Origin of the sequence: Sorangium sp. So ce1504 (assembly GCF_051521635.1) — a bacterium.
GTDB classification, from domain to species: domain Bacteria; phylum Myxococcota_A; class Polyangia; order Polyangiales; family Polyangiaceae; genus Sorangium; species Sorangium cellulosum_B.
In genome coordinates this window covers 5,221,953-5,246,918 of record NZ_CP150365.1, presented here as the reverse complement: position 1 = coordinate 5,246,918, position 24,966 = coordinate 5,221,953, and the positions used below count along the sequence as shown (strand labels likewise).

General features: G+C 70.3%; 17 protein-coding genes. 9 read left to right on the top strand and 8 right to left on the bottom strand.

Annotation, left to right across the window (positions count from 1 at the left end; translation table 11 throughout):
* Positions 1–54: 54 nt before the first annotated feature.
* From WMF39_RS19675 to WMF39_RS19655, 5 genes are all read left to right on the top strand, one after another.
* Complete coding sequence (locus WMF39_RS19675) at positions 55–552, top strand: hypothetical protein (RefSeq protein ID WP_437747026.1); 498 nt, start codon at positions 55–57, stop codon at positions 550–552.
* Between the two features lie 398 nt (positions 553–950).
* Entirely contained in the window at positions 951–3,023 is a 2,073-nt protein-coding gene (ligD, locus tag WMF39_RS19670) for a DNA ligase D (protein WP_437747025.1), read from the top strand.
* A 192-nt stretch (positions 3,024–3,215) separates the two neighbouring features.
* Positions 3,216–3,848, top strand: a complete 633-nt coding sequence (locus WMF39_RS19665) for a hypothetical protein (RefSeq protein ID WP_437747024.1) — start codon at positions 3,216–3,218, stop codon at positions 3,846–3,848.
* A gap of 12 nt (positions 3,849–3,860) precedes the next feature.
* Complete coding sequence (locus tag WMF39_RS19660; RefSeq protein WP_437747023.1) at positions 3,861–4,460, top strand: RES family NAD+ phosphorylase; 600 nt, start codon at positions 3,861–3,863, stop codon at positions 4,458–4,460.
* A gap of 189 nt (positions 4,461–4,649) precedes the next feature.
* Complete coding sequence (locus WMF39_RS19655) at positions 4,650–5,075, top strand: hypothetical protein (protein WP_437747022.1); 426 nt, start codon at positions 4,650–4,652, stop codon at positions 5,073–5,075.
* Positions 5,076–5,127: 52 nt separating this feature from the next.
* Here WMF39_RS19655 and WMF39_RS19650 read toward each other — a convergent pair whose 3' ends face one another.
* Both WMF39_RS19650 and WMF39_RS19645 read right to left on the bottom strand, forming a co-directional pair.
* Complete coding sequence (locus WMF39_RS19650; RefSeq protein ID WP_437747021.1) at positions 5,128–5,736, bottom strand: DUF4360 domain-containing protein; 609 nt, start codon at positions 5,734–5,736, stop codon at positions 5,128–5,130.
* A 264-nt stretch (positions 5,737–6,000) separates the two neighbouring features.
* A complete protein-coding gene (locus WMF39_RS19645; RefSeq protein ID WP_437747020.1) occupies positions 6,001–7,863 on the bottom strand; it encodes a M14 family zinc carboxypeptidase in 1,863 nt (620 codons plus the stop codon).
* Positions 7,864–8,480: 617 nt separating this feature from the next.
* Between WMF39_RS19645 and WMF39_RS19640 the strand changes: the two genes are divergently transcribed.
* The gene (locus WMF39_RS19640; RefSeq protein WP_437747019.1) at positions 8,481–9,185 is read left to right on the top strand and encodes a hypothetical protein; all 705 of its coding nucleotides are present in this window, start codon (positions 8,481–8,483) and stop codon (positions 9,183–9,185) included.
* A gap of 357 nt (positions 9,186–9,542) precedes the next feature.
* Here WMF39_RS19640 and WMF39_RS19635 read toward each other — a convergent pair whose 3' ends face one another.
* Complete coding sequence (locus tag WMF39_RS19635) at positions 9,543–10,298, bottom strand: hypothetical protein (RefSeq protein ID WP_437747018.1); 756 nt, start codon at positions 10,296–10,298, stop codon at positions 9,543–9,545.
* Positions 10,299–11,113: 815 nt separating this feature from the next.
* On the opposite strand from WMF39_RS19635, the gene WMF39_RS19630 reads away from it, so the two are divergent.
* From WMF39_RS19630 to WMF39_RS19620, 3 genes are all read left to right on the top strand, one after another.
* Positions 11,114–12,133: an extensin family protein gene (locus WMF39_RS19630; protein ID WP_437747017.1), complete on the top strand. Its 1,020-nt coding sequence runs from the start codon at positions 11,114–11,116 to the stop codon at positions 12,131–12,133.
* Between the two features lie 393 nt (positions 12,134–12,526).
* The gene (locus WMF39_RS19625; protein ID WP_437747016.1) at positions 12,527–13,939 is read left to right on the top strand and encodes a hypothetical protein; all 1,413 of its coding nucleotides are present in this window, start codon (positions 12,527–12,529) and stop codon (positions 13,937–13,939) included.
* Between the two features lie 49 nt (positions 13,940–13,988).
* A complete protein-coding gene (locus tag WMF39_RS19620) occupies positions 13,989–15,539 on the top strand; it encodes a hypothetical protein (protein WP_437747015.1) in 1,551 nt (516 codons plus the stop codon).
* A 40-nt stretch (positions 15,540–15,579) separates the two neighbouring features.
* On the opposite strand, the gene WMF39_RS19615 is transcribed toward WMF39_RS19620, so the two are convergent.
* From WMF39_RS19615 to WMF39_RS19595, 5 genes are all read right to left on the bottom strand, one after another.
* Complete coding sequence (locus WMF39_RS19615) at positions 15,580–15,930, bottom strand: hypothetical protein (protein ID WP_437747014.1); 351 nt, start codon at positions 15,928–15,930, stop codon at positions 15,580–15,582.
* Positions 15,931–15,941: 11 nt separating this feature from the next.
* A complete protein-coding gene (locus WMF39_RS19610) occupies positions 15,942–16,388 on the bottom strand; it encodes a hypothetical protein (RefSeq protein ID WP_437747013.1) in 447 nt (148 codons plus the stop codon).
* Positions 16,389–18,071: 1,683 nt separating this feature from the next.
* Positions 18,072–20,810 (bottom strand): sensor histidine kinase, encoded by a 2,739-nt coding sequence (locus tag WMF39_RS19605; protein ID WP_437747012.1) that lies wholly within the window; start codon positions 20,808–20,810, stop codon positions 18,072–18,074.
* A 9-nt stretch (positions 20,811–20,819) separates the two neighbouring features.
* Complete coding sequence (locus WMF39_RS19600; protein WP_437747011.1) at positions 20,820–22,991, bottom strand: ATPase domain-containing protein; 2,172 nt, start codon at positions 22,989–22,991, stop codon at positions 20,820–20,822.
* Complete coding sequence (locus tag WMF39_RS19595) at positions 22,988–23,467, bottom strand: hypothetical protein (protein WP_437747010.1); 480 nt, start codon at positions 23,465–23,467, stop codon at positions 22,988–22,990. Before WMF39_RS19595 ends, WMF39_RS19600 begins: the two co-directional genes overlap by 4 nt.
* Positions 23,468–24,966 lie beyond the last annotated feature (1,499 nt).

Sequence of the window (24,966 nt, the reverse complement as noted above, 5' to 3'; positions counted from 1 at the left end):
GCGCGCGCGCCGCCGGTACGGAGAAGCGTATTACGGAGACGAGGTCGTCTTCGTTTGAGAATTCGTCACGGGGTTGCAGCGAACGAGCTCCCCCTGCGGGACGAGCTGATCGCTTTCCTGGTCGCCCGTTCCGGGCGAGCCCTCGACGAGTTCGGCCGGTGGGTAGCCGGACGCCGGCCCATCGAGTGGGTGCTGGCCATGCTAGAGTACCTGGCGATGTCAGCGACGACCCGAGAGGAGCTCCTGTGGAGGTTCGGCAAGGCCGAGGACCCGGAGGTGGAGGCCCGGCGGCAGCGCATCCTCGAGGTGCTGCTCGAAGCGAGCCCGCAGGTCCAGGAGCGGCTCATCGAGAAGGGCATCGAGAAGGGCATCGAGAAGGGCATCGGCAAGGGACGTCTGGCCGAGGCACGCGCTGCCCTGCCCTCACGGCAGTGCTTGACCCGTTCACGCCGTCCGGGACGACCATCCGACGATCACAGCGGCGGCGACGCGCAGCACCAGCGTTGCAGCGTTCGTTCTATTGCCGATTTCCTCGAGTCCGTCCTTCCTTGATCTAAACCACCCGCGCGGTCCTGCGCACCTGTTCATTCCAGGCGCCGTGGCAGGCGTGGGAACTCGGATGTTGCGCGGGAGCCCGTGCGCCAGGATCCGAGGAGATCCGCTGCGCAGAGCCGCGGCTGGCGCGCCGGGGGTGAGGCCACGTGCGTGGCAGATCGCCGCATTCTGGGGCGCGCATGTCGAGCTCAGCCGGCCGCGCAACGTCCGGGAATCGGAAAACCACCGGGAGGCGACGATGCCATTGCGGTATCGGAATTGCTTTTTCCACCAAAAGCGACGGTGGCATGATGATGGCCGGACAAAAACAGGCACAAGGCGCGGGGCGGCGGACTCAAGCGGTGCGACAAGCAACCCTGACTGCCCGTCGCAAACGCGGGGCAACAGCGGCCGATGTGGACAGCCAGCGCTCGTCCGCGGCGACGGGAGACGCGGACACCACCGCAGCGGTCCCGCGCCCGACGCTGACCTACGCGGATGCGCTCGAGGGCGCCCGGAAAGGGCCGTTCCCGGGCGAGATCGAGCCCCAGCTCGCGACGCTCGTCACCGAGCCGCCCCCGGGCGAGGGGTGGCTCTACGAGGTCAAGCTCGATGGCTATCGCATGCTCGCGAAGCTCCGCGGGGGGCGCGTGACGCTCCTGACCCGCCGCGGCCAGGACTGGACCGAGCGGTTCGCGGGCGTGCGCGACGACCTCGCCCAGCTGCCTGCGCGGGAGGCCGTGCTGGACGGCGAGATCGTCGTCGTGAGGCCGGACGGCGTGACCGACTTCCAGGCCCTCCAGAACGCGCTCAGCGACGGGAATGGCAGGCGCGAGGGGCGCCTGATGTACTTCGTCTTCGACCTGCTCTACCTCGACGGCCGCGATCTCCGCGGGTGCACACAGGTCACCCGCAAGCGGGCGCTCGAGGCGCTGCTCGCAGAAGCGCCCGAGGAAGGGCACCTGCGTTACACGGAGCACGTCGCGGAGGACGGCTCCGCCGTCGTCCAGCACGCGTGCGAGCTCGGGATCGAGGGCGTCATCGCGAAGCGCCCGGAGGCTCCCTACCGGAGCGGGCGCGGCGACAGCTGGCTCAAGGTGAAGTGCGGCCGGCGCCAGGAGTTCGTGATCGTCGGCTTCACCGAGCCGTCCGGCGCCCGGAAAGGGCTGGGGGCGATCCTCGTCGGCGTGAACAGATCAGGCAAGCTCGCCTACGCCGGCAAGGTCGGCACGGGCTTCACGAGCAAGACGCTGACGACCCTGCGCAGCCGCCTCGATTCGATCGTACGCGCCACGCCGGCCTGTTCAGGGGCGCCGCGCATGCGGGGCGCGCGCTGGGTCGAGCCCCGGCTCGTCGCGGAGGTCCGCTTTTCCGAGTGGACGCGCGACGGACGGCTGCGACACCCCTCCTTCGAAGGGCTCCGCGAGGACCGCACCCCGGAGTCGGTCACCGTCGAGCGCGAACAGCCGCCGCCGCGATCGCCGCCCGGCGAGGCAGCGGGCGCGGCGCCAAGCAGGGCGGCCGGCGCGGCGCCGAGGAGGGCCGCGAGCACGACGGGGGGCAAGGCCCCGCGCGGGGGCCGGAGCAGCGGCGGCGCCGAGCGGGTCGAAGTCGCCGGGGTGCCGCTGACGAACCCCGACAAGGTGCTCTATCCCGCGCAGGGGATCACGAAGCTCGCTCTGGCCCGGTATTACGAGCAGATCGCCGAGCACATGCTGACCCACGCCGAGAAGCGGCTGCTCACGCTGGTCCGCTGCCCCGCAGGCCAGGGCAAGCCATGCTTCTTCCAAAGGCACGAGGCCGAGGGGCTGTCCGAGGCGATCCAGCGGATGGCCGTCGAGGAGGACGACGGCGAGCGCACCTATCTCTATATCGAGACCACCGGAGGGCTCGTGTCGCTCGTCCAGATGGGGGCGCTCGAGGTGCACCTCTGGGGGAGCCGCGTGGACCGGATCGAGCAGCCCGACAGGATGGTGTTCGACCTCGATCCAGCGCCGGATCTCCCGTGGGAGCGCGTGGCGGACGCGGCGAGGACGGCGCGGCGCCTCCTTTCGTCGCTGGGGCTACGGAGCTTCGTCAAGACGACGGGCGGGAAAGGCCTGCACGTCGTGGTCCCGATAGCGCCACGCAGGGGCTGGGACGAGGTGAAGGCGTTCACGAAGGCCGTGGCCGACGCGCTCGTGCGCCTCGATCCTGCGCGGTACACCGCGACGATGTCGAAGGCGAAGCGCGCCGGCAAGGTCTTCGTCGACTACCTGCGGAACGGGCGCGGCGCCACCGCGGTGGCGCCCTACTCGACGCGGGCGCGCCCCGGCGCGGCCGTCGCGACACCGCTCTCGTGGGACGAGCTCGACGCGCCGCTCGATCCCGCCTCGTTCACCATCGACACCGTGCCGCAGCGGATCGCCACGATCCGGGACCCATGGGCAGAGCTCACGAGCGTGCGCCAGTCGATCACCAGCGCGATGCTGAAACAGGTCGAGCTCTGACCTTCTTTCCCACGTCCCCGACAAACCCAGGAGCCGGTGAGCTCACCGAAGAAGAACGACACCAACGACACCAACGACACAGCGAATGGCTTTCACTGACGTTCCGTTCAGCGTGGTCGTAATGACGCAGAAAGGTGCCGGGCGCTTGGTTGACGGCGCTGCGCGCGCGCTGCATCGTCCCCTGGGTCGGCCATGGCCAAGGATCGGGACTCCAGCGCCCTTTCGGAAATTGCAGAGCGACTCCAGCAGTTCGATGGTGAACCGCTGCGGGTCGCGTTCCTGGCGCGCGGCATCGACGCGCTCACCCAGGTCGCGGAGCGGCTCGATCAGAGCGAGCTTGGCGAGGTGGACGCGTCGCCCAGCAACGCGGACGCCCTGGTGACGGCGCTCACGCAGCCGAGCGCCGTCGGCCTCTTTTCCGCTGCGGATCCGCTCATGCCGGCCCGCCTCCGCGGCCTGCAGGCGAGGGACGCGCTCCTCGCGGCCGAAGGGGGCACGCTCACCGCCGAGGAGGTCGGCGAGGGGCTGCACCTCTCGCCCCAGGCGATCGAAGCGCGGCGTGCCGCCGGAAGGCTGCTGGCCGTCAGCATCGGCGCTCGTGGCCACCTCTACCCCGCATGGCAGTTCGCGGACGAGGGCCTGCTGCCGGGGATGGAAGAGATCCTGGCCCTCCTCGAAGAGCACCCCCCGCTGGCGAAGGTCCGCTTCTTCCTCTCCGGCAATCTCCGCCTCGACGGCGAGCGGCCGCTCGACTGGCTCCGCCGCGGCGAGCTGGACCCCGTGCGGCTCGCCGCGCGCACCTTCGGTGAGCAAGGCGCGGCCTGAGAACGCGCCGCGATGACGACGACGCTCGGGGCGCATCCGGACCCGCCCCCCGACCTCGCGACGTCGCCGCTCCCCATCGCGATCTACCGGCGGAGCTGGTTCCGGATCCACTGGCTCACGCGTGAACCGCTCCACTTCGGTCGCTCGGGCGACAACCGCTTCGACGCGCCGGACGGCGAGTTCGGCGTGCTGTACGCCGGGAAGGACGCGCGCTGCGCCTTCATCGAGGTGTTCGGCCACGCGACCGGCGTGCGCTTCGTGGAGCAGAGCGAGCTCGCCGCGCGGGGGCTCGCGCGCATCGCGCCGCTGCGGCCGCTGCGGCTCGTGAACCTCACGGGAGAGGGGCTCGCGCGCCTCGGGGCCGACGCCCGCCTGACCTCGGGGGAGTCCTATCGGGCCGCCCACCGCTGGGCGCGCGCGATCCACGACCACCCGAGGCGACCCGACGGCATCGCGTACGTCGCGCGCCACGATCCGACCCGCGTCTGCGCCGCCCTCTTCGAGCGCGTCAGCGCGGAGCTCGAGGTGACCCGGCTCGGCTCCCTCGCGGATCCGGCGCACGCGGCGCTCCTCGCCAGGCTCCTTGATACCTACAAGTTCGGGCTCGTCTGAGCCTGGACGAGCGGACGGCGGCGCCGCGCCTGTGGCGCTCCGCCGAGCGCGATGGCGGCGCAGGGCGCGCGTGCGGGCTCCGCGCGCGCGCGCCGGCACAACCGGTGCTTCTCCCTAGAAGCAGGCGCGCCGCCGCGGCGCCGCGATGGGCGGAGATCGCGGGACGCACGGCCGAGAGGCGGGGGTCCGATGAAAATCAAGAATCTGCGGCTGGAAACTGGCTATCTCGTGGATCCCATCCCGCTCCAGAAGGGGATTTCGGTTCATCAGATCCAGATCACCACGGTGGGCGAAAAGGCGTCGTCTCGGGTCCGGATCTCGCTCGATCCCAACCGCTGCACGGTGGACAGCTTCGGCGAGGCCAAGGCGTGCACGCGGGTGGCGCCGGTCCAGATCGAGGCGGACGTGGAGCTCCTCGAGGAGTGCGACGACAAGCAGCTGCTCGCCCTCAAGTTCGAGGGGGGCAACGGGCCAGCGGTCCGGCTCGCGCTCCTGCCCCTGTGCGGCACGGGCAAGGAGGCCATCGTCGCGCGGCTCCTGATCTTCGGGGAGACCGGGGAGATCATGGCCATCGTGCCGATGCAAGGGTCGTCGGCCGGCTGCCTGATGGCGTGAGCGAGCCCGGCGCGGCACCGCCGCGCCAGGCTCGCCGGGCGCCCTGCCGACCTCAGGGACCGGGACAGGGGCGGTACACGAGGCCGTACTCGAGCCGGACCTGGAGGTCGGTCGTGTCGTTGGTCAACACCCCGGAGCTCGACGGCGCAAGCCGGTTCGTGACATAGAGGCTCGTCTTGATGTTGAGCGGCCGCACGGTGCCGCACTCGGACCAGACCGTGGTCGTGAAGGTGTCCGTGCGGGAGAAGTCGCTCGTGAACGGCCCGATCATGCTCCACATGAGCGGCCCCGAGGTGAGCGGCGACCCCGAGAAATAATACGATGTCTCGTGGAGCCCCTGGACGCCGCCCTCCAGGTCGGCGAACCCCCGGTACGTGGCGTCGAAGACCGCGACTTGCCACCCCGGATCGAACCGGAGATCCACGGCCAGCTGGCAGAACGCGCGGTTCGCGGCGCGGCCGATGCCCGGGCCGGCGTGCGCCTCGAACTGGTCGAAGATGACGGTCAACGCCTTCTGATCAGGCGAGATCACCCCCGCAGCGGAGCCGACAGGACAGCCGCTGCCAGCATAGGTGAAGTTCGCGATCCGCGTATTCTGCGCCAGCGCAGGAAACGCGAAGAAAAACGCCGAACAAAAGCCGAACGCCCATCGCAGGAACATCGTCCCCCCCTTTCGCCGTCAGGCGACATCACGTCGCCGTGCGTCGTCGTAGGCGCGCGCGTCACCGCTATCGCACGCCGGCCGACATGTCGTGACGAGCATGCGATCCCCGCGCGCTCCGCGCAACCCGCGCGGGGCCCCCTCGCCCGGCGCGGCGCCGCAGACTGGCAGGAATCCATCGAATGATGTGAGGCCTGTGGGGCACACGGACATTCGACCAGAGCCGGAGCGCAGGCGAAGCAGACGAAACGAAGGAGAGGCCTGTCACGGCGGCGCGGCGACGCGAAATACCGGGACGAGATTCACGCGCTCGTCCCAGGACGGATGGCGCTTGTAGAAGAAATCGAGGCGAGCCTTCGCGTCCTTCGCAAACGCAGGATCGCGCAGGCGCGCATTGAACTCGCTGCGCAGCGCAGGATCCGCGGCGAGCATGCTGCGCGCCTCCTCCTCGGCCACGTAGGCTTCCATGTACTCCTTGCGCTCGAAGGAGGCGTTGAAGAAGCCCCAGGCGACGAGGGAGTCGGGCGCGAGCGGCTCGAGGAGGTGCAGGACGAGGGGCGCCCGCGGCTGCGCGATGGGAACGAACAGGGAGCCGGCCGGAAGATCCTGCCGCTCCGGCCGGAAGGCGCCCTGGAGCTTCACGCGCGTCCGCCCCTCGAAGGGCCGCTCGAACGTCACCGCGTCGGCCCGGAACGCCTCGACGGCGAAGCCGGGGCGAGCCTCGGGGAGGATCTGGTAACGCACGCCGTGCAGGCGCAGCTTGTCGGCCACCCAGGCCGCGTGCGCCGCCGGGATGACGTAGCCGGCCTCGGGCGCGGTGACCGTCAGGTCCGGCTGGATGCGGTCGAACAGCGGCACGCGCCAGATCTGCGGGCGGGACTCGTCGTAACGGGTCCACGTGCCGCCCGAGATCTCCGAGGCGCGCTTCTCGTAAGCGAAGCCGCGGAACGGGAAGATGCGCGAGGCCGGCCCCGCGCGGTGCGTGAGGGCGAAGGGGACGCCGGCGAGGCGCGCGCTCGCGGCGTCCGCGCGCTCGGCCGCGGCGCGGAGGGCACCCGCGCCGGAGCCGGAGGAGACGCGCTCGAAGAGCGCCGCGAGGAGGTCGTGGACCGCGCGCACGCGCTCGGCGTGGGTGGCCCAGCTGTGCGTCTCGACGAGCACGCCGATGCGGTTGCGGGCGGCGCTGTAGGACTGCGAGAAGCGCGGCGGCCCCGGCTCGGTGGAGATCCCCGACGAGGGGTCGTCGTCCTCGCGGAAGGCCGGGTAGAACGGGAGCGGCAGGTGACCGAGCGCGGAGAGGCGCGCCTGGAGCTCCCCCGAGAGGGCGCGCGCCGCGGCGTCGAGCCCGCCGGGGTGAGGCACCGAGGGCTCCACGACCACCGCGATGTCGTGCTGGAACTTCGCGCCGTCGGTCGTGTGCAGGTCGACCTGGACCACCGGATCCCAGGCGTCGAGCAGCGCCAGCATGGCCCGCATCTCGGGCGCCTCGGCCTTCATGGTATCGCGGTTCAGGTTGAGGTTCTGCGCGGTGGCGCGGAAGCCCATCTCCTCGGGGCCGCGCTGGTTGGGCCGCTGGTTTCGACGGAACCGCTCGTGGCCGTCGACGTTGAACACCGGCACGAACACCGCCGTGGCCGCCGCGAGGGTGCCGGGCGCCATCGCGCCGTCGAGCAGCTCGCGGAGCGCCCAGAAGCCGCCGTCCTTGCCGTCGATCTCGCCGGCGTGGATGCCGCCCTGGAACAGGATCACCGGGCGCCGCCTCGCCCGCGCCGCCGCGGGGTCGAGCGTGCCGTCGTCGGAGGCGGCGATCGCGAGCATGGGCCTGCCCTCGGGCGTCGTGCCGAAACGGACGCAGCGGGCGCGGCCCGGATAGGCCTGCTCGAAGCCGCGGCATAGCCGCTCGACCTCGGCATAACGACCGGTGCGCCGGAAGCCGGTCCGCTCGGCCTCGGTGACGAGCGAGGGCGCCTCGGGACGCGCAGACGGCGCTGGCCCGCCGCCGGCCGGCGCGCCCCGCGCCGGGGCCTGGCGGGGCGCGAGCAGCGCGGCCAGCGCGATCCCGAGGGCGATGTGGCGGCGGCCGAGGGAGTCGAGGCGGCCAGGGGCCGCGATGCAGGGGCGAGACATCGGGGGAGTCGAGCAAATTCCGTGTCGAACGGCAACGGAGCGATCCCAGGCCCCAGGCAGGCCAAGCGCGATGCCGGCCAAACGAGGCGGACGCTGTTCACCCGTGACCGCGCGAATATCGAAAATCATGGTGGAGCACCGGTTCGCGAAGAGCCTGGCTGGCCGTCATCGTGCCCAGCGAGCCCAGCGAGCCTCGAGCGCAGGCCAAGGGGGGCCTCACCGCTGATCTGACAACCAGCGCGTGGGGGAAGCCACCGGCGTGAACGCGGCCCCTTGGATGCATGGAAACCATTGTTGATGCAGCGACATTTCCCAGGAGGAAGGCGTATCGCGCCAGAAAAACTCCTGTCGCCTGAGGTGAGCCTGGCGATTCGCCCTTGGTCTCCTCGAATCGTTTCGCTTTTCCTTTCCCCGGGGCGGCGCGGGTTGGTCGAGCTTGGCGCTGGTATCAGTTCTGCATGAGCGCTCGGTGGGAGCCAACAGCACACTCGAACCAAGAAATTCGATATTCGTTTGATCGCTTGCCATGTGTCACATCCGGTCACTGACGTTACCGTCACCGGTGGCGCGTTGCTGGCGCTCGGACTTGTGTCGGATCACCACACCAGGAGTACCCCGTGATCTGGAAGTCTTCACGCTCTCTCTTCACAACAGCTACCATCGGCACAGCAGCCGTCATCGGCGCGGCGACGGCTCCGCTCGTTCTGGCCACGCCGGCCATGGCCGGCGACGCCGGCGCACTGACCCGGAGCGTATCCACGCCTCTTGTCGTCTTCCGGGGAAGTGTTCCCTCGCAGGAGGAGGGCAGCGTTCCCTCCGATGACGCGGGCGAGGATCTCGCCGATGGCATCGATGTCGAGGAGGTGCAGGGTGATGCCGTGCCGACGCAGGAGGAGGCGCAGGTCGAGGCACCCAGCTCCCGATTCAGCGTGCGATCGGCTGCCGGGAGCGCCGCCGTCCAGACGTTCAGCTACACCATCGGAGGCGCCACCATCAACGTGCCTACCGGGTGCGCCCTCACCCACGTGATCAAGGGCTCCGGACGAAAGATCAGGGACCAGATCGCTGGCGTGGATTGTGTCGGTCCCGCTGCCCTCCTGAGCCGGTTCTGCAACGCCCGGATCGAATTCCACTACGCCGATACGTCCGGCAAGACGTACAGGATCACGCGCGGGCCCCTGCACACCACGTGCAAGGTTGGCACTGTGCCGACCTTCAATATCAAGAAGGACCGCACGCTCCCGAAGTACGGCAAGGCGTGTGCGCAGCTCTTCGTCAACGGCAAGCGCCGCGCCGTCCAGTGCCATTTCATCACCAGGTAGCCCCGTGAGGATGGACATGGCTCGGCCACGGTCGGCCGGCCGATGACGGCTCTTGGTGAGGACGCGAGCGCCTGGCGGGCACAGGGGCACCAGCGCATCATTCCTGATCGCTGGCGTGCCGGACGGCCGCGCAGCGTTCGGATGTTCTTCGAAGGCGTCCGCCGCGGAGGTGGGCGGCGATGGCTAGCACTACTGCGGGAAGTCAGGCGGTGGAGTGAACCGCCATCGCGCCAAGGGCGCCAAGAAAACCAGGGAAATGGGCGGGGAAAATGCCGGGACGGCACTTCCTCTCTCCCTTGGCGTCCTTGGCGCCATGGCGGTGTTTCTGCCGATCCGGGGCAACTTCCCGCAGTAGTGCTAGCCGGTGAACGGCGCGCCGTTCAGTGCGGCGCCGGGCCCCGATGGCGCCGCCGTATCCGTGGGCGCCGCCGTACCGGTCGGCGCCGGCGCCGTCGGGGCAGCGGGGGCCTCGTCTGCCGGCGCGGCGGCGGCATCGCTGGACGACGCCGCGCGGCCCGTGCGGCCCTTGTAGAGAGACGGGGCGATCGCATCGGCGTCCCCCTCGTCCCAGCGCAGGTACGTGACGGCGCGGCGGGTCTGGTCGTAGGCGTGGACGAGCAGCGAAAACGCCCGCGCCCTCCTGTCCGCGGCCTCGGTCGGCCCGGGACCCTTGCCGTGCTCCCTCACGCCGAGGGCCGCGAGGATCTGCGGCCCGATCTCCCCGGCGCGCCTCACTTCTTCCTCGGTCGCCGCCGTCCTGCCGGCGACCTCCGACCAGCTCGCAGTGAAGAGCGCCGAGAGGGCGACGAGGTCATTGGCCGTGTCGATGTACCCTTGTCCGGCGCGGATCTCCGCGACCGTGTCCGCGTCGAGCAGGCCGCGGCGGGCCAGCGCCTCGGCGTCGCTCAGCAGGTTCTCGCGCAGCGGGGCCGCCTCCGCGAGCAGCGGCTTCAGCGCGTTCTCGGCGCCTCCGCTCGACAGCCACGCGAGGTGCGCGTACCAGGCCGCGAGCGCGTAAGCCTCGAGCCGGTCGAGCGACGCGAGCTCGTGCGTCGGCAGGCGCTCCGCGATGGCGGAGCGCAGCGCGAGGAGGCCGGGCAATACGCCTAGCACCTGGGAGACCACACGGGGAATATCGAGGTTGATGGCGATGAGCCGATCGGGGCTGAGCGCCTCGATCTCGGCAGGGTCTCGTCGAACGCCGCCGCCGCCTGGGGCGGGGCCGCGGGCTTCTTGGGGGCAGGCTTCTTCTTGAGTGGAGAAGGCTTCGTCATGAGGGAATGACCTCTCGTTGTTCGTCGTCGCGGAGCAGCGGAGAACAGGTACGGTGCGCTCCTCACCCCCGCGCGCTGGACGTGTCGAGAACGTCAGGCGCACACCGGACGTTCCGGGCAGGGATAATCACCCCCGTTAAGCCGTCAATCGACCTCACGGCTGATTTTCTGACGGCGTGCCGCCGAACGTCGTAATCTTGCGCCATGGCGCTCGGGCCCGCGCGGGGCTGGATAGCGACGTCGCCCTGCCAGAACGGAGCCCGGCCCTTGCGGAGCGCGAGCCGGTGGCTCGGGTGCTGCTCGCTCCGTGACAGGCGCGCTGGATGTGGCGATGGTTGGATAGCACGCGCTGTGCCATGAACCAGAGAGCACCGTTACGGGCCACCGTCTCCCGTGCCACGAAGACTGCGGGGAGCCTCTCCCGGACCGTGTCCGGTGCCACGAAGGCTGCGGGGAGCCTCCCCCCGGACCGTGTCCGGTGCCACGAAGGCTGCGGGGAGCCTCCCCCGGACCGTGTCCGGTGCCACGAAGGCTGCGGGGAGCCTCCCCTGGCCCGTGTCCGGTGCCACGAAGGCTGCGGGGAGCCTCTCCCGGACCGTGTCCGGTGCCACGAAGGCTGCCAGACTGCCCGGTTTCTCCTAAGCTCCGCCAGAGATGAGCGCGCTCCCTTCCCGCCGTGCGCTGACCCTGGGCGCGGCCCTGATCGGCGCTGCGGCGCTCCTCACGCCGCTCGGCATCGCCTCACTACGCCACGCTTCGGAGGAGCGGGTCGATGCCCCCGCAGCGGCGGCGCCCGCGCCCCCCGGTGCAGCGACGGCGCTCGCGGATGGCGGGGACGGCCCTCTGGACGGCGACGCCGGCGCGCCTGCGCCTGCGGGCGGCGCGGCCGCCCTCCTGGACGGCGGCTGGGACGCGGGCGGCGCGCCGTTCGAGCTGCCCGCGTGGTCCGCCTCGTCGCGCGCGGCCACCTACGGTGGGCTCTCGGCCGACGCTTGCGACAGGGAGATGAAGCGCCGGGGGATCCCGCACGCCCCGGCGCGCGGCGCCCCGCTGGTCGACCGGCCGATCAGGATCACCGGCGCGTTGCACGGGGTCACGTTCCGCGGCGACGGCGTGGCGAAGCCCAGGTCGGCCTCCCCGTTCGACATCGCCGATTGCCGGCTGGTCCTCGCGCTCGACGATCTCGCCGCCTTCCTGACGACGCGCGGGATCGCCGAGGTTGTGCATTTCAGCATGCACCGGCCCGGTCCAGCGGGCGCTGTCGCTCCGGCGAAGGCGCCCGCGAAGCCGCCGGCAGGCAAGAAGACCCCGAAGGCCGTTGGCAAGGCGGCGAAACCGGGCGAGCGCGCCCCGAAGAAGCCGGCGGCGGCGCCCGGGCGCCCCAACCAGCACGCCCTCGGGCTCGCCATCGACGTCGCTGCCTTCGTGAAGGCCGACGGGACTCGACTCGACGTGAAGGCCGACTGGCTCGGCGCCATCGGCGCGCCGCCGTGCGGCCCCGGATCGGAGCCGAAGGCGCCCAGCCCCCACGCGCTCGAGCTGCGGGAGATCCTCTGTTCCATCTCCACGAGCGGGCTGTTCAACGTCGTCCTCACGCCCAACGCGAACGAGGCGCACGCGGATCACTTCCATTTCGATATCAAGCGAGACGCACGCTACTTTCTGCTGGAGTGAGCGCGCGTCACGGCGCGTGTCGCTCCGAAGCACTGGACGGATCGAGTGCCTACCGGAAGCGAAAGGCCCGCATATACGCTGACCAGCGGGCCGCATTGCGTTATCGAGAGACATTTTTCACCGGGAAATGCTCCTTGATGCGGGTTCCTGCTGGTTGACGCTGCGCGGCTGGCGCGACTACCGTGCACGCGGAATATGGGGATCCGGGGCAAAGCCACCAGGCGAGCGTCCGTTGTCGCTGTTGCGCTCTGCGCATGGACCGCGAGCACATCGACCGCGTGCACGTACTCCGATGCCTGCTGGGAGACGCGCACGTGCGCTCCGGATCCGGAGCCGCCGCCCGGACCGTGCGAGGGAGAGCCCGGCACGGCGCCGGCACTCGACGAGTGCGGGGTGTTCGTCAGCGAGCACGGCGACGACGACCACCCCGGCACGAAGGACGCGCCGGTGAAGACGCTCCAGCGCGCGGTCGGGCTGGCCGCGACCAGGCGAGGCGGCGGCGAAGCGCCGACCCGGCGCGTGTACGCTTGCGGCGAGGTGTTCGAGGAGGCGATCTCGCTGCCCTCGGGCGTCGATCTCTGGGGCGGCCGTCTCTGCGAGGGGGGCGATTGGTCGTTCGGCGGGCCCGCTCAGCGGACGACCATCGCGCCGCCCGGGGGGGTGCCGCTGCGCGTCATCGAGGGAGACGACGCGACGTCGACGATCTCCGGCGTGCGCGTCGTGGCGGCGGACGCCTCGGCGATCGACGGCAGGTCGTCGATCGCGGCGATCCTGAGCTACGGCGCCAGGGTGAAGCTGGTGTCGAGCGTGGTCATCGCGGGCAACGGCAAGGACGGGGAGCCCGGCGAGGACGCGCCGAGCGCCAGCGCGCAGAGCGGGCAGTTCGGGAACGACGGGGCGGACGCCTGCACGGAGGGCGCCGCGGCGGGCGCGCTTCCGGTCGTGACCGCGTGCGGCGAGGGCATCGAGTCGACGGGCGGGTACGGGGGCTACGGCGGGATCGAGCAGGGCGGCGACGGCGCTTCGGGACGGCCCGAGCCCGCACCGAACCCCGATGGCAAGGGCCTCGGAGGAGCCGGCGCCGGCAGCATGGCAGCATGCAGCGAGGGGAAAGATGGCGCGCCCGGCGCGGACCATGGCCGCGCCAGCGGCGCGGCCGGAATTGGTTACCTCACCGACGACGGGTGGATCGGTGTCCGCGGTGAGGACGGGGAGCGGGGCGGTGTCGGCCAGGCCGGGGGCGGCGGCGGCGGAAGCAAGTCGCGCGACGGCGTGAGTCTCCGCGTGTGCCCGGCCTCCCGACCCCAGACCGGGGCGGCCGGCGGCTCGGGGGGCGGCGGCGGTTGCGGTGGCCTGGGCGGCAAGGGCGGCGGCTACGGCGGTGCGAGCATCGGCATCGTGGCGCTGGAGGGCACGGAGCTCACGATCGAGGCCACCGAGGTGGTCACGGGCCGCGGCGGGAACGGGGGGACCGGCGGAACGGGCCAACCGGGCGGCTTCGGCAAACACGGCGGGTACGGTGGCAAGGGGTTCGTGCCCGGGATGTGGGACGCCTGCCATGGCGGCTACGGCGGCAACGGCGGCCGCGGGGGAGACGCCGGCGGCGGGCTCGGCGGCCCGTCCATCGGCGTCGCCTACGTGGTCCCCAACCTGGCCCTCCTGCCCGGCACCGTGATCAAGGTCGGAGCGGCTGGCGACGGCGGCCTCGCGGGGAACGCCGGCACGACCGATGAGGCTGGCAAAGGCGGCTTTGGTTCTTCGGCGCAGACCCAGGCGTTCAGCGGGCCGAACGAGCTGCCCCGTTAGCGCCTTGGATAGCGTGCGTCCCCAGGGACGCTTCCGGTGAGGCATGCCCATGCGCGTCAAGTCCGTGTTCCTTCCGTTCGTCGTCCTACCGCTCGCCATGGCCGGTTGCGGGAACTCTCCGGAGGTGAACGAGCCGGGCGGCGAGCCGCCGTGCGACGCTCGGTCCTCCTGTCCGGGCGATGTCGTTCCGGAGCCGGCGTGCCTCGAGGAGCTCGCCGCGGATCGCGCCCTCGACGGCTGCGGGGTGTTCGTCAACAGCGAGATCCTCGGCGGCAACGACGCGAACCCCGGCACGAAGGACCGGCCGGTTCGCTCGATCCAGCGGGGGATCGAGCTCGCTCGCACCGGGCGCGGTCGCGTGTTCGTGACCGACGATACCTTCGTAGGGGCGATCAGGCTTCCTTCCGGCGTGGACATCCATGGCGGCTTCGACTTCCTCGAATGGAGGCGCCGGAGCAGCGACGACAGCGGCCGTATCAATTCCGAGGTCGATTCGCGGATCGGGGTGATCGTCGAGCCGGCGCGCCCCGGCGACACGGGGGCTGCGGACGGGGTCTCGACGCTCGATCACGTGTGGGTCCTGAGCGGGACCCAGATCGGGGTGCTCGTTCAGTCCAACACCGCGGTGGAGATCGTCCGCAGCGAGATCAGGGCGTTCTATTACGGCAGGGCGGGCCACGACGGGGAGGAATGGCCGAGCCGAGCAGCGACCGGCCCCGATGGCCTGCTCGGTGAGGACGCGTGCTCCGCCGCCAGGATCCCCGGGGGCGCGGCGGTGACGAACCCGTGTGACGACGGCCCCGACGGCACGGCGAGCACCGGCGGCAAAGGCGGTGATGGGCTGCCCTCGGGAGCCGAGGACGGGGCCACCGGCGAACCGGTGCCGGCGGCCGACCCGACCTCAGGCCTCGGCGGCGACGCGGAGCGTGAGGAGAGCGCCTGCTGGAACGGCCAGTCCGGGCTCTCCGGGTCCTCGGGAACGGCGGGGGCGGCCGGCCGGGGCATCGGGCGCCTCACCGAGACGGGATGGGAGGGCGACAAGGGGACGGACGGCGGCAGGGGCACGCCGGGCCAGGGCGGAGGCGGGGGCGGCGGCCGGCGCGGCGGGCTCGCCGTGTGCATGGCGGCGGACAAGGGAGGGGCCGGCGGCGGCTCTGGAGGCGCTGGCGGCTGTGGCGGCCGAGGGGGTCGAGCCGGCGAGAACGGCTCGCCGTCGATCGGCATCGCCGCGCTGCACGCCAGGGTGACGGTCCGGGACAGCGTCATCAAGGCGCCCGCCGGCGGGGCGGGAGGCGACGGAGGACCGCCCCAGCAAGGCGGCAAACCCGGACGAGGCGGGTACGGCGGCGACGGCTACGACGGCGCACCGGCGTGCCGCGGTGGCAGCGGCGGTTATGGAGGCGACGGCGGCTACGGCGGCCCCGGGCGCGGCGGCGACGTGATCGGGATCGCCTACCTCGACGAGGACCAGCTCACGCTGGAGGGGGTCACCTTCGAGCTGGGCCTGCCGGGCCCAGGCGGCACCAGCTGGAGCCACGACGGCACCATGACGACCGGAGAGGATGGCGTCGCGGCGGAGACGCTGCGCTTTCCTGAGTAGGCAGTGTCGCGAGCGAGCTCTTACGCTGGCGGGCGCCTCGTCACTTCTGCGTATCAGGAGCAGATTCGGTGCCGCGACGATCGAAGATCTTCAAAATAGACTCGATCATCGTCCGCAGCTCTTGTGGAGGCTGGCGCGTAGTCGTCCACTCCAGCACCAAGCCGACCAACCTTCGGACGAAGTCACAGTCAGCCTGCCGCACGACTAGCGTCGTCGTCACCTCTCTAGATAGAATCGCATCGAAGGCGTCTCCCATCGCGCACAGAGTCCCCAACCATTCATTCGTCGGGAGCTCGGACACCGACGCACCGACATCGAGCGACTCCACGATCGCAGAGAGACAGTTAAGCCCCTCAGAGAGCGCCTGCGCCGCTTGCCGCTCACGCGTCATTTCCCCGTCCTCTACTTGTCAAACTGATATCGACAAAGCCAAGTTCCAATTGGATTGATGATGGTGCAGTTGTCTCCATTTGAATACTGATAAGAGCATGTCCACGTGGGTTTGCCACCTTTGCACCAGTACAGATCGCCAACTCCGCTGCTCGGGCTGTACGGATGCGAAGCGTGATGAACGCAGTAGGCGCCGATCGCCTCGCACTGGTCTACGCACGTATTGCTGCCGGGGGATGCGCAATTCACCTGGGCTGCTGCCTCAACGGCTTCACTGCACTCGGAACGCTCCAGCTCGTCTTGCGGATCCGGTGGCGCATCTCCGAAGCCTCCGGCCCCACCCGGGGTGATGACGCCTGCGCCGACGCCCTCACCACGACCATCCCGAAGGTAGCACTCACCCATGTCGTAGTTGCACGCAGCAACGAAGCCACAGATCAGAATTACACTGGCCTTCATGTCGCCTCCAGTCGCAAAGCTGGTCCGACGGTTGAGCTGACCGCCATATCGTCAGGGAGCATCTGCCCGCATGGAGACGACGCTATCATAGGGAGCCTCTGCATGGTGCAATGCCCACCTTAACACTATTGCTGGAGGTTGCCCCAGATCAGCAGGCAGGCCGCCATGACGCCAAGGCCGCCAAGAGGAGATAGCAAGGGCCGTCCCGGCATTTTCGTCTCCTATTTCCCTGATTTCTTGGCACCCTTGGCGTCATGGCGGTTTGCCTCCCAGCTCGACTTCCCGCAGTAGATTAAGCTCACGCCCCGCGGCTCGCCGCAGGTTCGCTGACGAGCCGCACCACTCGAGACTCTTCTCAGTCGAGCGTGGCGTCAATGGGTAACCAGGCGTACAAATTCTGTCCGTGCGCCAGTTGGGGCGGCCGGCCGAGGCATCGGGCGCCTCACCGAGACGGGATGGGAGGGCGACAGGGGGACGGACGGCGGCAGGGGCACGCCGGGCCAGGGCGGAGGCGGAGGCGGCGGCCGGCGCGGCGGGCTCGCCGTGTGCACGGTGGCGGACAAGGGAGGGGCCGGCGGCGGCTGCCTGGTCGAGGCCAGGGCGCTTCGTTCGGCCTCGCACTCATCGTCGGCAGGCGTCGTGCCCGGAGACGTGGGTGACCCGCTAGCATCCGCTGCGGCACCTGGCGCATCGTGGGGTACGGCGCGTCCGAGGAAGACGCCAAGGATGCCAGCCCCGGCAATGATGACGAACCCGAAGGCGCGAGAACTTGTCATGGCGAATTCTCACTGCGGCGGCTTCGACTATTGTTCGATCTTTCCGCCGAACATGAACTGCACGCCAGGGCTCGCAGGCTTTCCGTCGATTGTGATCGTCCCATCCGGTTCACGCTTCCAGACGCGTCGCGGAGGGATCGGAGGATCCCAGGGCCGGAATGCGTCGGGATCCGTGCGTGGTCCGGCGTCTGGCCCTGCATAGTATCCGAGCCGTCCGCTGGGCAACTTGCGCGCGACGATGTACCCATCGCCGTCATCCGGCCATTGCTTGTGCGCGTGGCGCGTCGCGCATAGAGACCCGTCCAATGAAGGCGCCAGCGACACCGGCAATGAGCGCGAACACGAGGCAGCTGCGAGTTGTCATTGCACCTCTCGCTACCACGCGCAGCCTGGGGGCACGGGCCGACAAACCGCGTGATCTTGATCAAAAGAGCACGCCCGCCGCGGTATGTCTTCCCGATGCGGCGAGACTCATCTCGCCAGAGCGCGGCGTCAATGGGTGACCAGGAGTACAAATGCTGTCCGTGCGCCAATGGGGGCGGCCGGCCAGGGCATCGGGCGCGCCATCGAGGCTGGATGGCAGGTGACGCCGCGCCGCGCCCCCGCCGACGCCGCGCCCCCTCGGGATGCTCTTCTGGGGGTGGCTCTTGGGGCGGTCGCGGCCGAGCGGCGCGGGGGCGCGAGAGCCGGGGAGAGCGGGCCGAGCTGCCACCTCGCGCGGCCCGGGTCGCGGGACGACGTTCTCTAGAGCGGTTTTCAGCTGAGCCTGGTACGAGCGTCGCAGAGCGGCGGTCACCCGCACAGGAGACGGGTCCAGATCGGCGTTTTCGGCGCGGAAGCGCACTCCAGTGCGCTGAGCACCGAAAACGTCGAGATGGGCCCGTATCCGAAGCGGGTGACCGCCGCTCTAGCGGCTCCCTCCGGCGGCGGCTCCCTCCGGCCGGGCGAGGGGGAGCGTGAAGAACAACGTGGCGCCAGCGCCGAGCTGACTCTCCGCCCAGATCCTCCCGCCGAGGGCCTCCACGAAGCCCTTCGCGATGGTGAGCCCCAGCCCGGTCCCCAGACGCGCGGTCTCCGCCACCTGCCAGAAACGATCGAAGATGTGAGGGAGCTCGTCGGCGTGGATCCCCGCCCCCGTGTCCGCCACGGTGAAGAGCGCCTCGTCGCCACGTGGCTCCGCTCGGATTGTGATGGCCCCTCCCTCCGCGGTGAACTTGATCGCGTTGCCGATCAGGTTCGCGAAGACCTGGAGGACCCTCTCGCGATCGCAGAGCACCTCGAAGTCGCCCCCGCCGCGGATCTCGCCCTCGAGCACCAGGTGCTTCTGCGTCGCCAGCGCCCGCTCCATCTCGATCGCGTCGTGGACGAGCGCGCCCGCCGCGTGCTTCCGCTTCTCCACCGACAGCCGACCCGCCTCGATGGCGGCGACGTCGAGCAGATCACCGATGATCCGGAGCATCCGCTGCGCAGCGAGGAGAATGACCTCGGCCTTCCTCCTGTCGGGCGCTCCCTGCTCGTCGGCCGGCAATGTCCGCATGAGGAGAGCCGCGGCCGTCAAGATGGCGCTCAACGGATTCTTGAGATCGTGAGAGACGATGGCGAGGAAATCGTCCCGCGTGCGAATGGCGCGCTGCGCGTGCTGGTACAGGCGCGCATTCTCCACGGCCGTGGCGGCCCGGCGCGCCACCTCCTCGGCCACCACCAGATCGGCGGCGGAGTAGCGGCGGCTCGGCTCCGTCGTCACGAACGTGAGCGTGCCGATCGTCCGCCCGCGGGCCACGAGCGGCACCACCATCACCGCTCCCGCGCCGCCTGCGCGGAGGGACCCTCGATGGCCCGGATCGTGGGCGGCGGCCCCCACGGCAGACTCGGTGATTTCAGGGATGAGGAGCGGCTCGCCGGTCCGCATCACCTTCGCCTGCGGGGTCTCCCTGCCCGGTCGTTGGCCGAAATCCTCCATCCGCTCGGTCAGCCGTTGCTTCGCGGGATCGGCGGACGTCGGCGCGAGGCGCTCGACACGGCCGTTCTCGTCGACCAGGTCGACGAAGTAGAGATCGGCCAGGGCGTGCACCGACAGGCGCGCCACCGTGGAGACCGTCTCCGCGTAATCGAGCGAGGAGGCGAGGACCGCGCTGACCTCCGCGAACAATCGCTGCACCTGCTCGGCTCGCTTCACCTCCATGATATCCCGGAAGACGAGCACCGCCCCCGAGACCTGCCCTGCTCGCTGCAGAGGGGCGAACGTGCAGCTGACGTGCAAGGCCGCTCGGTCCCGGCGTGAAACCACGTCCTCGTCGCTCCGGACCGGCTCGCCCGTGTGGATCGCCCGCAGCGCGGGGTGATCCTCGTCAGGTACGGACGTCCCAGCCGCGCGTCGAATCTGGACGACCTCCTGGACGCGCCGCCCCACGACCTCCTCCGTCGTCCAGCCGAGCAAGCGCTCGGCCGCGGGGTTGAAGAAGGTGATCCGCCCTTCGCGATCCATCGCGATCACGCCCTCGCCGATGCTGCCGGTCACCGCCCGCGTGAACTCGAGCTGCTCACGGACCCTCGCCTCCACCTCCTTCGCGGGGGTGACGTCCGTCGAGACGCCTTGAAGCCGAGGCGCGCCGGCGCTGTCGTTCACCAGGTGCACGCCGCTGTGGAGCCAGAGCACGCGACCGTCCGCCGTCCGACAGCGATGGTCGCAGCGCTGGTCCCTCTCGGCGGCCAGCGTCCTCCAGAGCGCCTGCTCGAGCTCGCCGCGATCGTCCGGCTCGGCGCAGCGGCTCCAGAAGTCGGGCTCCGCGAGCCACCGCGCGCGCGGATAGCCGAGGAGCTCCTCGGCCTGCGCGCTCACGTAGAGGACCTGGAGCGTGCGCGCGTCGGCCTCCCAGACGAACGCTCGATCGAGGTTGTCCACCAGCGCCTCGTAGCGCTGCCGCAGCGCCTCGGCGAGGGCCCGCTGCTCGTCGGCTTCGGCCTGCCTCCGCTGGGCCGCTGCTCGCGCCTCCTCCGCGACCGCCTGCTTGGCGTCGATGATCGCCTGGCGATCGAGCGCGATCGCGAGCTGGTTGACCGCCGCGTTCACGAACACGAGATCCGGCTCCTCCAGACGGGCGGCGCCCTCGATCTGGAGAGCGCCGAAGATCGGCCGGCGGTCGATGACGAGAGGGAGGACGAGGAAGCACCCGCGCTCCTCTGCCTCGGCCCGCGGGGCCCCGGCAGGCTGTCCGGAGGGCGCGTTCGTCGCGGTCGGCCCGCCGTCCAGATCGGCCTCCGAGCCGGTGAGGTAAGCGTACGAGGTCGCGGCATGGGACCTGGCTGCCTGGAGTCGATCGGCGCCGACACCTTCAGCGCTCCAGACGATGGTCTTGACCCCGGGGCGACCCGGGACCTCCAGGAGGACGAGCGCGGTGCGGAGGGGGAGCGCCCGCGCGAGGGTCGCGAGGACCGACGGGACGGTCCGCTCGGCGCCCTCGAAGCGCGTGAGCTGCTTGCTGATCTCGTAGAGGTACAGGACGCGAGGGTACGCGCGCTCGAGGCCTCCGGCGGCCGGATCCTCGCCGCCGCGCCGCGCCGGCTCCTGCTCCCCGCGCGCGTCGTCGCTCCTCGCCTCTTCCCGGCGTGCTCTCGGCGGCTCCTTCGTCCGGCGGCCAGCGCTCATCCCCGCCCCCTATTTCTTCGCTCGCCTCCGGCGCTCGATGTTGTTCGCCGCCAGAGGGGCACCCAGGCCAGCGCGCTGCCCGATACGGGCGCCGCCCTTCCCGACGGTGAAGTGGTAGGTGCCGAAATCGTGCTCGCTGCCGCGCGTCTTCACGACCATGAGGGTCGGCCTGATCTCGCCCGGCAGGAGCGTGTACCGGAGCACGACGAGGTTGTCGGCCACCGGAGAGAACCTGCGGTCGGTGACGGTCTCGCTGGAGTACATCACGCTCGATTCGAGCGTGAGCACGGTTGTCACGTCGAGCGCCTTGAACCGCGTGATCAGCGCGTAGAGGAGCTGCCGCAGCTCGTCCTCCGCGATGCCCTCGGCCGCGAGGTGGCTCACGCTGTCGAGGACGAATCGACGCGTCTTCTGCGTGCGGATCTTGTCGGTCAGCAGCGAGAGGAGCTGGCTCGGGCGGACGCGCTCCCGCGAGAGATAGATGACCTCGGCGAGCCCCTTCTCGGTCGCCTCGTGGAGCGGCAGCCCCAGCGCCTCCGCGGTCCTGATGATCTGCGCGGGCCCCTCCTCGAGGGCGAGGTAGAGCCCCGGCTCTTCGCGGCGGCAGCCTTCGAGGAGGAACTGCAGCGACAGGGTGCTCTTCCCGATGCCCGCGCTCCCGGAGAGGAGCGTGACGCTGCGCTCGAGCAGCCCTCCGCCGAGCAGCCCGTCGAGCCCGGGCACGCCGGAGGGCAGGCGCCGCGCCGTGTCGAGCGGGGGCGGCGGCTCGCCGAACGCCGCCTCCGCGTTGTAACGGGGATAGACGATGAGCCCGCCCGGGCCGATGTGGATGCTGTGCCGGCCCCTGAGGTGGGCGGTGTTCCTGAGCTTGTAGATCTCGATGTAGCGCTGGCGCTCGAGCCCTTCCTCCGTCGAGGAGAGGAGGATGACCCCGTCGACCACGGTCTCCTCGACGCCGAAGCGGCTGATCTGGTTGGTGCCGTAGGGGATGTCGGTGGCGAGGAGGCCGACCGCCTGCGCGTTGTGGATGACGCTGGCGAGCTGGAAGATCTTCTCTCGGTCTACCTGCGGGTCCTTGACCTTGTGCAGGAAGACCGAGACCGAATCGACGACCACGCGCCGCGCCTTCATGCCGAGGATCCGCTCGCTGAGCATGAGCAGGTGCCCCTCCACCAGGATGTCGGGCTGCGGGATGAAGACGATCTCGACCATCCCGCGCTCGATCTCGGCGTCGAGGTCCCAGCCGAGGCCACGGGCGGTGGCGCGCAGCCGCGCATCGCTCTCCTCGAAGGAGAAGAATATCCCCTTCTCGCCGGCCTTCGCGCCGCGGTAGATGAACTCGAGCGAGAGCACCGTCTTGCCGGTCCCCGCCACGCCGGCGATGAGGAGGCTGGAGCCACGCGGGATCCCGTCTCCGAGGAGCTCGTCGAGCCTCGAGATGCCCGTCCTGAGACGCGGCTCCTTGCCCTCGACGGCCGCCCGGTGGATCGTGAGGCGGGGCGCGAACACGTCGATGCCGGCCCGCGTGATGGCGAACGAGTGCTCCTCGCGGCTGTGGTCGGTGCCGCGCATCTTGACGATCTGGATGACCCGCCGCTGCTCGCCGGACTCCTGGCGCTGGTTGATCATGATCAGCCCGTCGACGATCGAGAACAGCGGGTTGGTCTCGATGTCGCTCTGCCCGAACTCTCCGAGGAAGAAGGTGGTGGTCTCCCACGCCATGAGGTTGATCGCGAGCTCGTAGCCGAACTTCCGGAGCTCTTCCTTGGACTTGGCGAGGTCGTCGAAGACCTTGAAGCTGTCGATGACGACCACGGACGGCTTGACCTTCTTGACGTGATCCATGACGAGCCTGGAGGCGCCGTCGAGGCCCTTCGTCCGGAGGATGGCGCCGAGGTCGACGAACTGGATTCCCCCGTCGATCTTCCCGGCGTCGAAGAAGTCGAACTGATTCAGGTAGCGCAGCGTCTTCGCGGTCGGCTCCGAGAGCGTGCTGAAGTAGAGGACCCGGGTCCTGGCCGAGGCGTTGTGGAAGCAGATCTGCTGGGTGAGGATCGTCTTGCCCGCGCCCGGCGGGCCGGCGACGACGACGATCGAGCCCTTCGGCAGCCCCCCCCCGAACAGCGCATCCAGGTTTCGCACCCCCGTCTCGATGCGCGCGATGGCCGTCTTCTTCGTCATGGCTCCACTTCCTCGCCGTCCTCGCCCTCGGAGATCCCGGGCGCGCTCTCCGACGCTCTCTCGATCCCGCCCGCCTCCTCCTGCGCGACCTTCGAGAGCTCCGCGTGGAGCGCCGGCGTGAGGATCTCCGCCGTCAGGTTTCCGAGGACCGTGAGGAACTCCACCAGGATGAACCGGAGCCCCTCCTCGATCTGGTCGCGACGCACGCCCCCGGCGCGCTCCTGGAGCTCCACGCAACAGATCCCGGCCGACTCCATCCTGAGCGACGAGAGGACCGGGGATCGCTCGGAGGCATAGTAGAGAACGCGATCCACGATGGCGCCGAGCGTGACCTCCCCGAGGGTGACGTGGGCGCGCCACCACAGGGCGTTGAACGCTCGTTCGAAGAGCTGGATGAGGCGGTCGGGCGGCGCGCCCCGAGCTGCCCGCTCCATCCAGGCGTCCACGCAGGCGCTGTGCTCGTTCGCGTCACGCATGGGCGCTACGTCGCCTCGACGGTCGCCGGGCGCCGGGGAGGGGTACGCTCATGCCGGGGCCGCATCGCGCGCTCGATCAGGGCGTCGCGCGCGGGCAGCGTCGCCATGGCGCTCGCGCTTCAGGTCGGACGGTCGCGGCGTCCGCGCTCGGGACGCTCGCCCGATCCGTCGATGGTGCGAGTTGTGCCGACCCTTCAGCTCGGCGCGGTCGCGGGCTCGAGTCCGCGCTCGATCGCCGGGCGACTCCCCGCCGAGCGCGTGGAGCGCGCCGTCCGCGGTGCGCTGCGCCGCACACAACGAGATGCCCGCCGACCTCCGCGCGGCGCGGAGGTCGTCGACCAGCTTCCGCACGCGATGGATGTCCTGCGCGCTTCCGGCGGAGGCGCGGAGCGCGATGATGGATTCGAGCTCCTCGAGGACGTGACGGACAGCGCGGCGCGCGGAGGTCGCCGCGTCAGCCGCCTCGCGCAGCATCGCCCGCGCATCCTGTGCATTTCTCTCGAGGTCTCGCATCTCGGTCATCTCGTGCGGTTCGCGAGGGTGAGGGCCGCTCGGTCCATCGCGATGCCGCTGCGGGAGGGCTCGGGGAGCGCCTGTTCGCGCTCCACGCCCGCTCGCGGCTCGACCTTGCGCGGCCTGACACCACGGGGTTCAGGCTGGCACAGCGGCCGCCCCACGTCTCTCGTTATCGCCCGGTGGCGGCGCCTCGTCCCGATTCGGGCACGGGAGACGGTCGAGCGCTGCATGGAACTCCTCTTCTTCTTGCCCCGTCCTCTGGGACGAGGGGCGCTGCCTCGGCGGTCGAGCGCGAGGTTGGCCCCCGAGGAGCGCGGCGGGCTGGCCTTGCTGACCGTTCGACGGCGGCGTTGATGAGCAGCCGCACCTGGGCGGCCGCCTGTGCGCTCGGCGCGTCGCGCGGAACGGCACGTCCAATGAAGGCGCCAGCGACACCGGCAATGAGCGCGAACACAATGCAGCCACGAATTGCAATCGCGCCTCTCGCCACGATGCGCACAGCCTGGGGGCGCAGGCTGGCAAATCGCATCATGTCGATTTGGCCACTCCTGGGGAATGATGCCCATATCGACGGAGTCACCCAGCGCGTCGGATCTGGCGCAGGGCATACCTGTATTCCCTCAGCCTCCAGATCCGCCCTCCGCGGCGCGCGTGGAAACAGCGTTCGCTCTCACAACAGAGCAAGCGCGCCAGCGTACGTCTTCCGATGCGGCGAGACTCGTCTCAAGTAGAGCGCGATGTCAACAAGTAACCATGAAGTTTAATTCTGTCCGTGCGTCAGCAGGGCGGCCCGGCCAGGGCATCGAACGCAGCACCGAGGTGGGATGACAAAGCGGCCGACTGCGGCAAGGACACGCCGAGCCAGGGAGGACGCAGGGCGGCCGCCCTCCGGGGACCACTCGAATGCGCCCAGCATGGCGTATGCCGGCGCTGCAAAACCCACACTGGGCGCGAAGCGCGCTTCGCGGCGTCCCCCCGAGCTC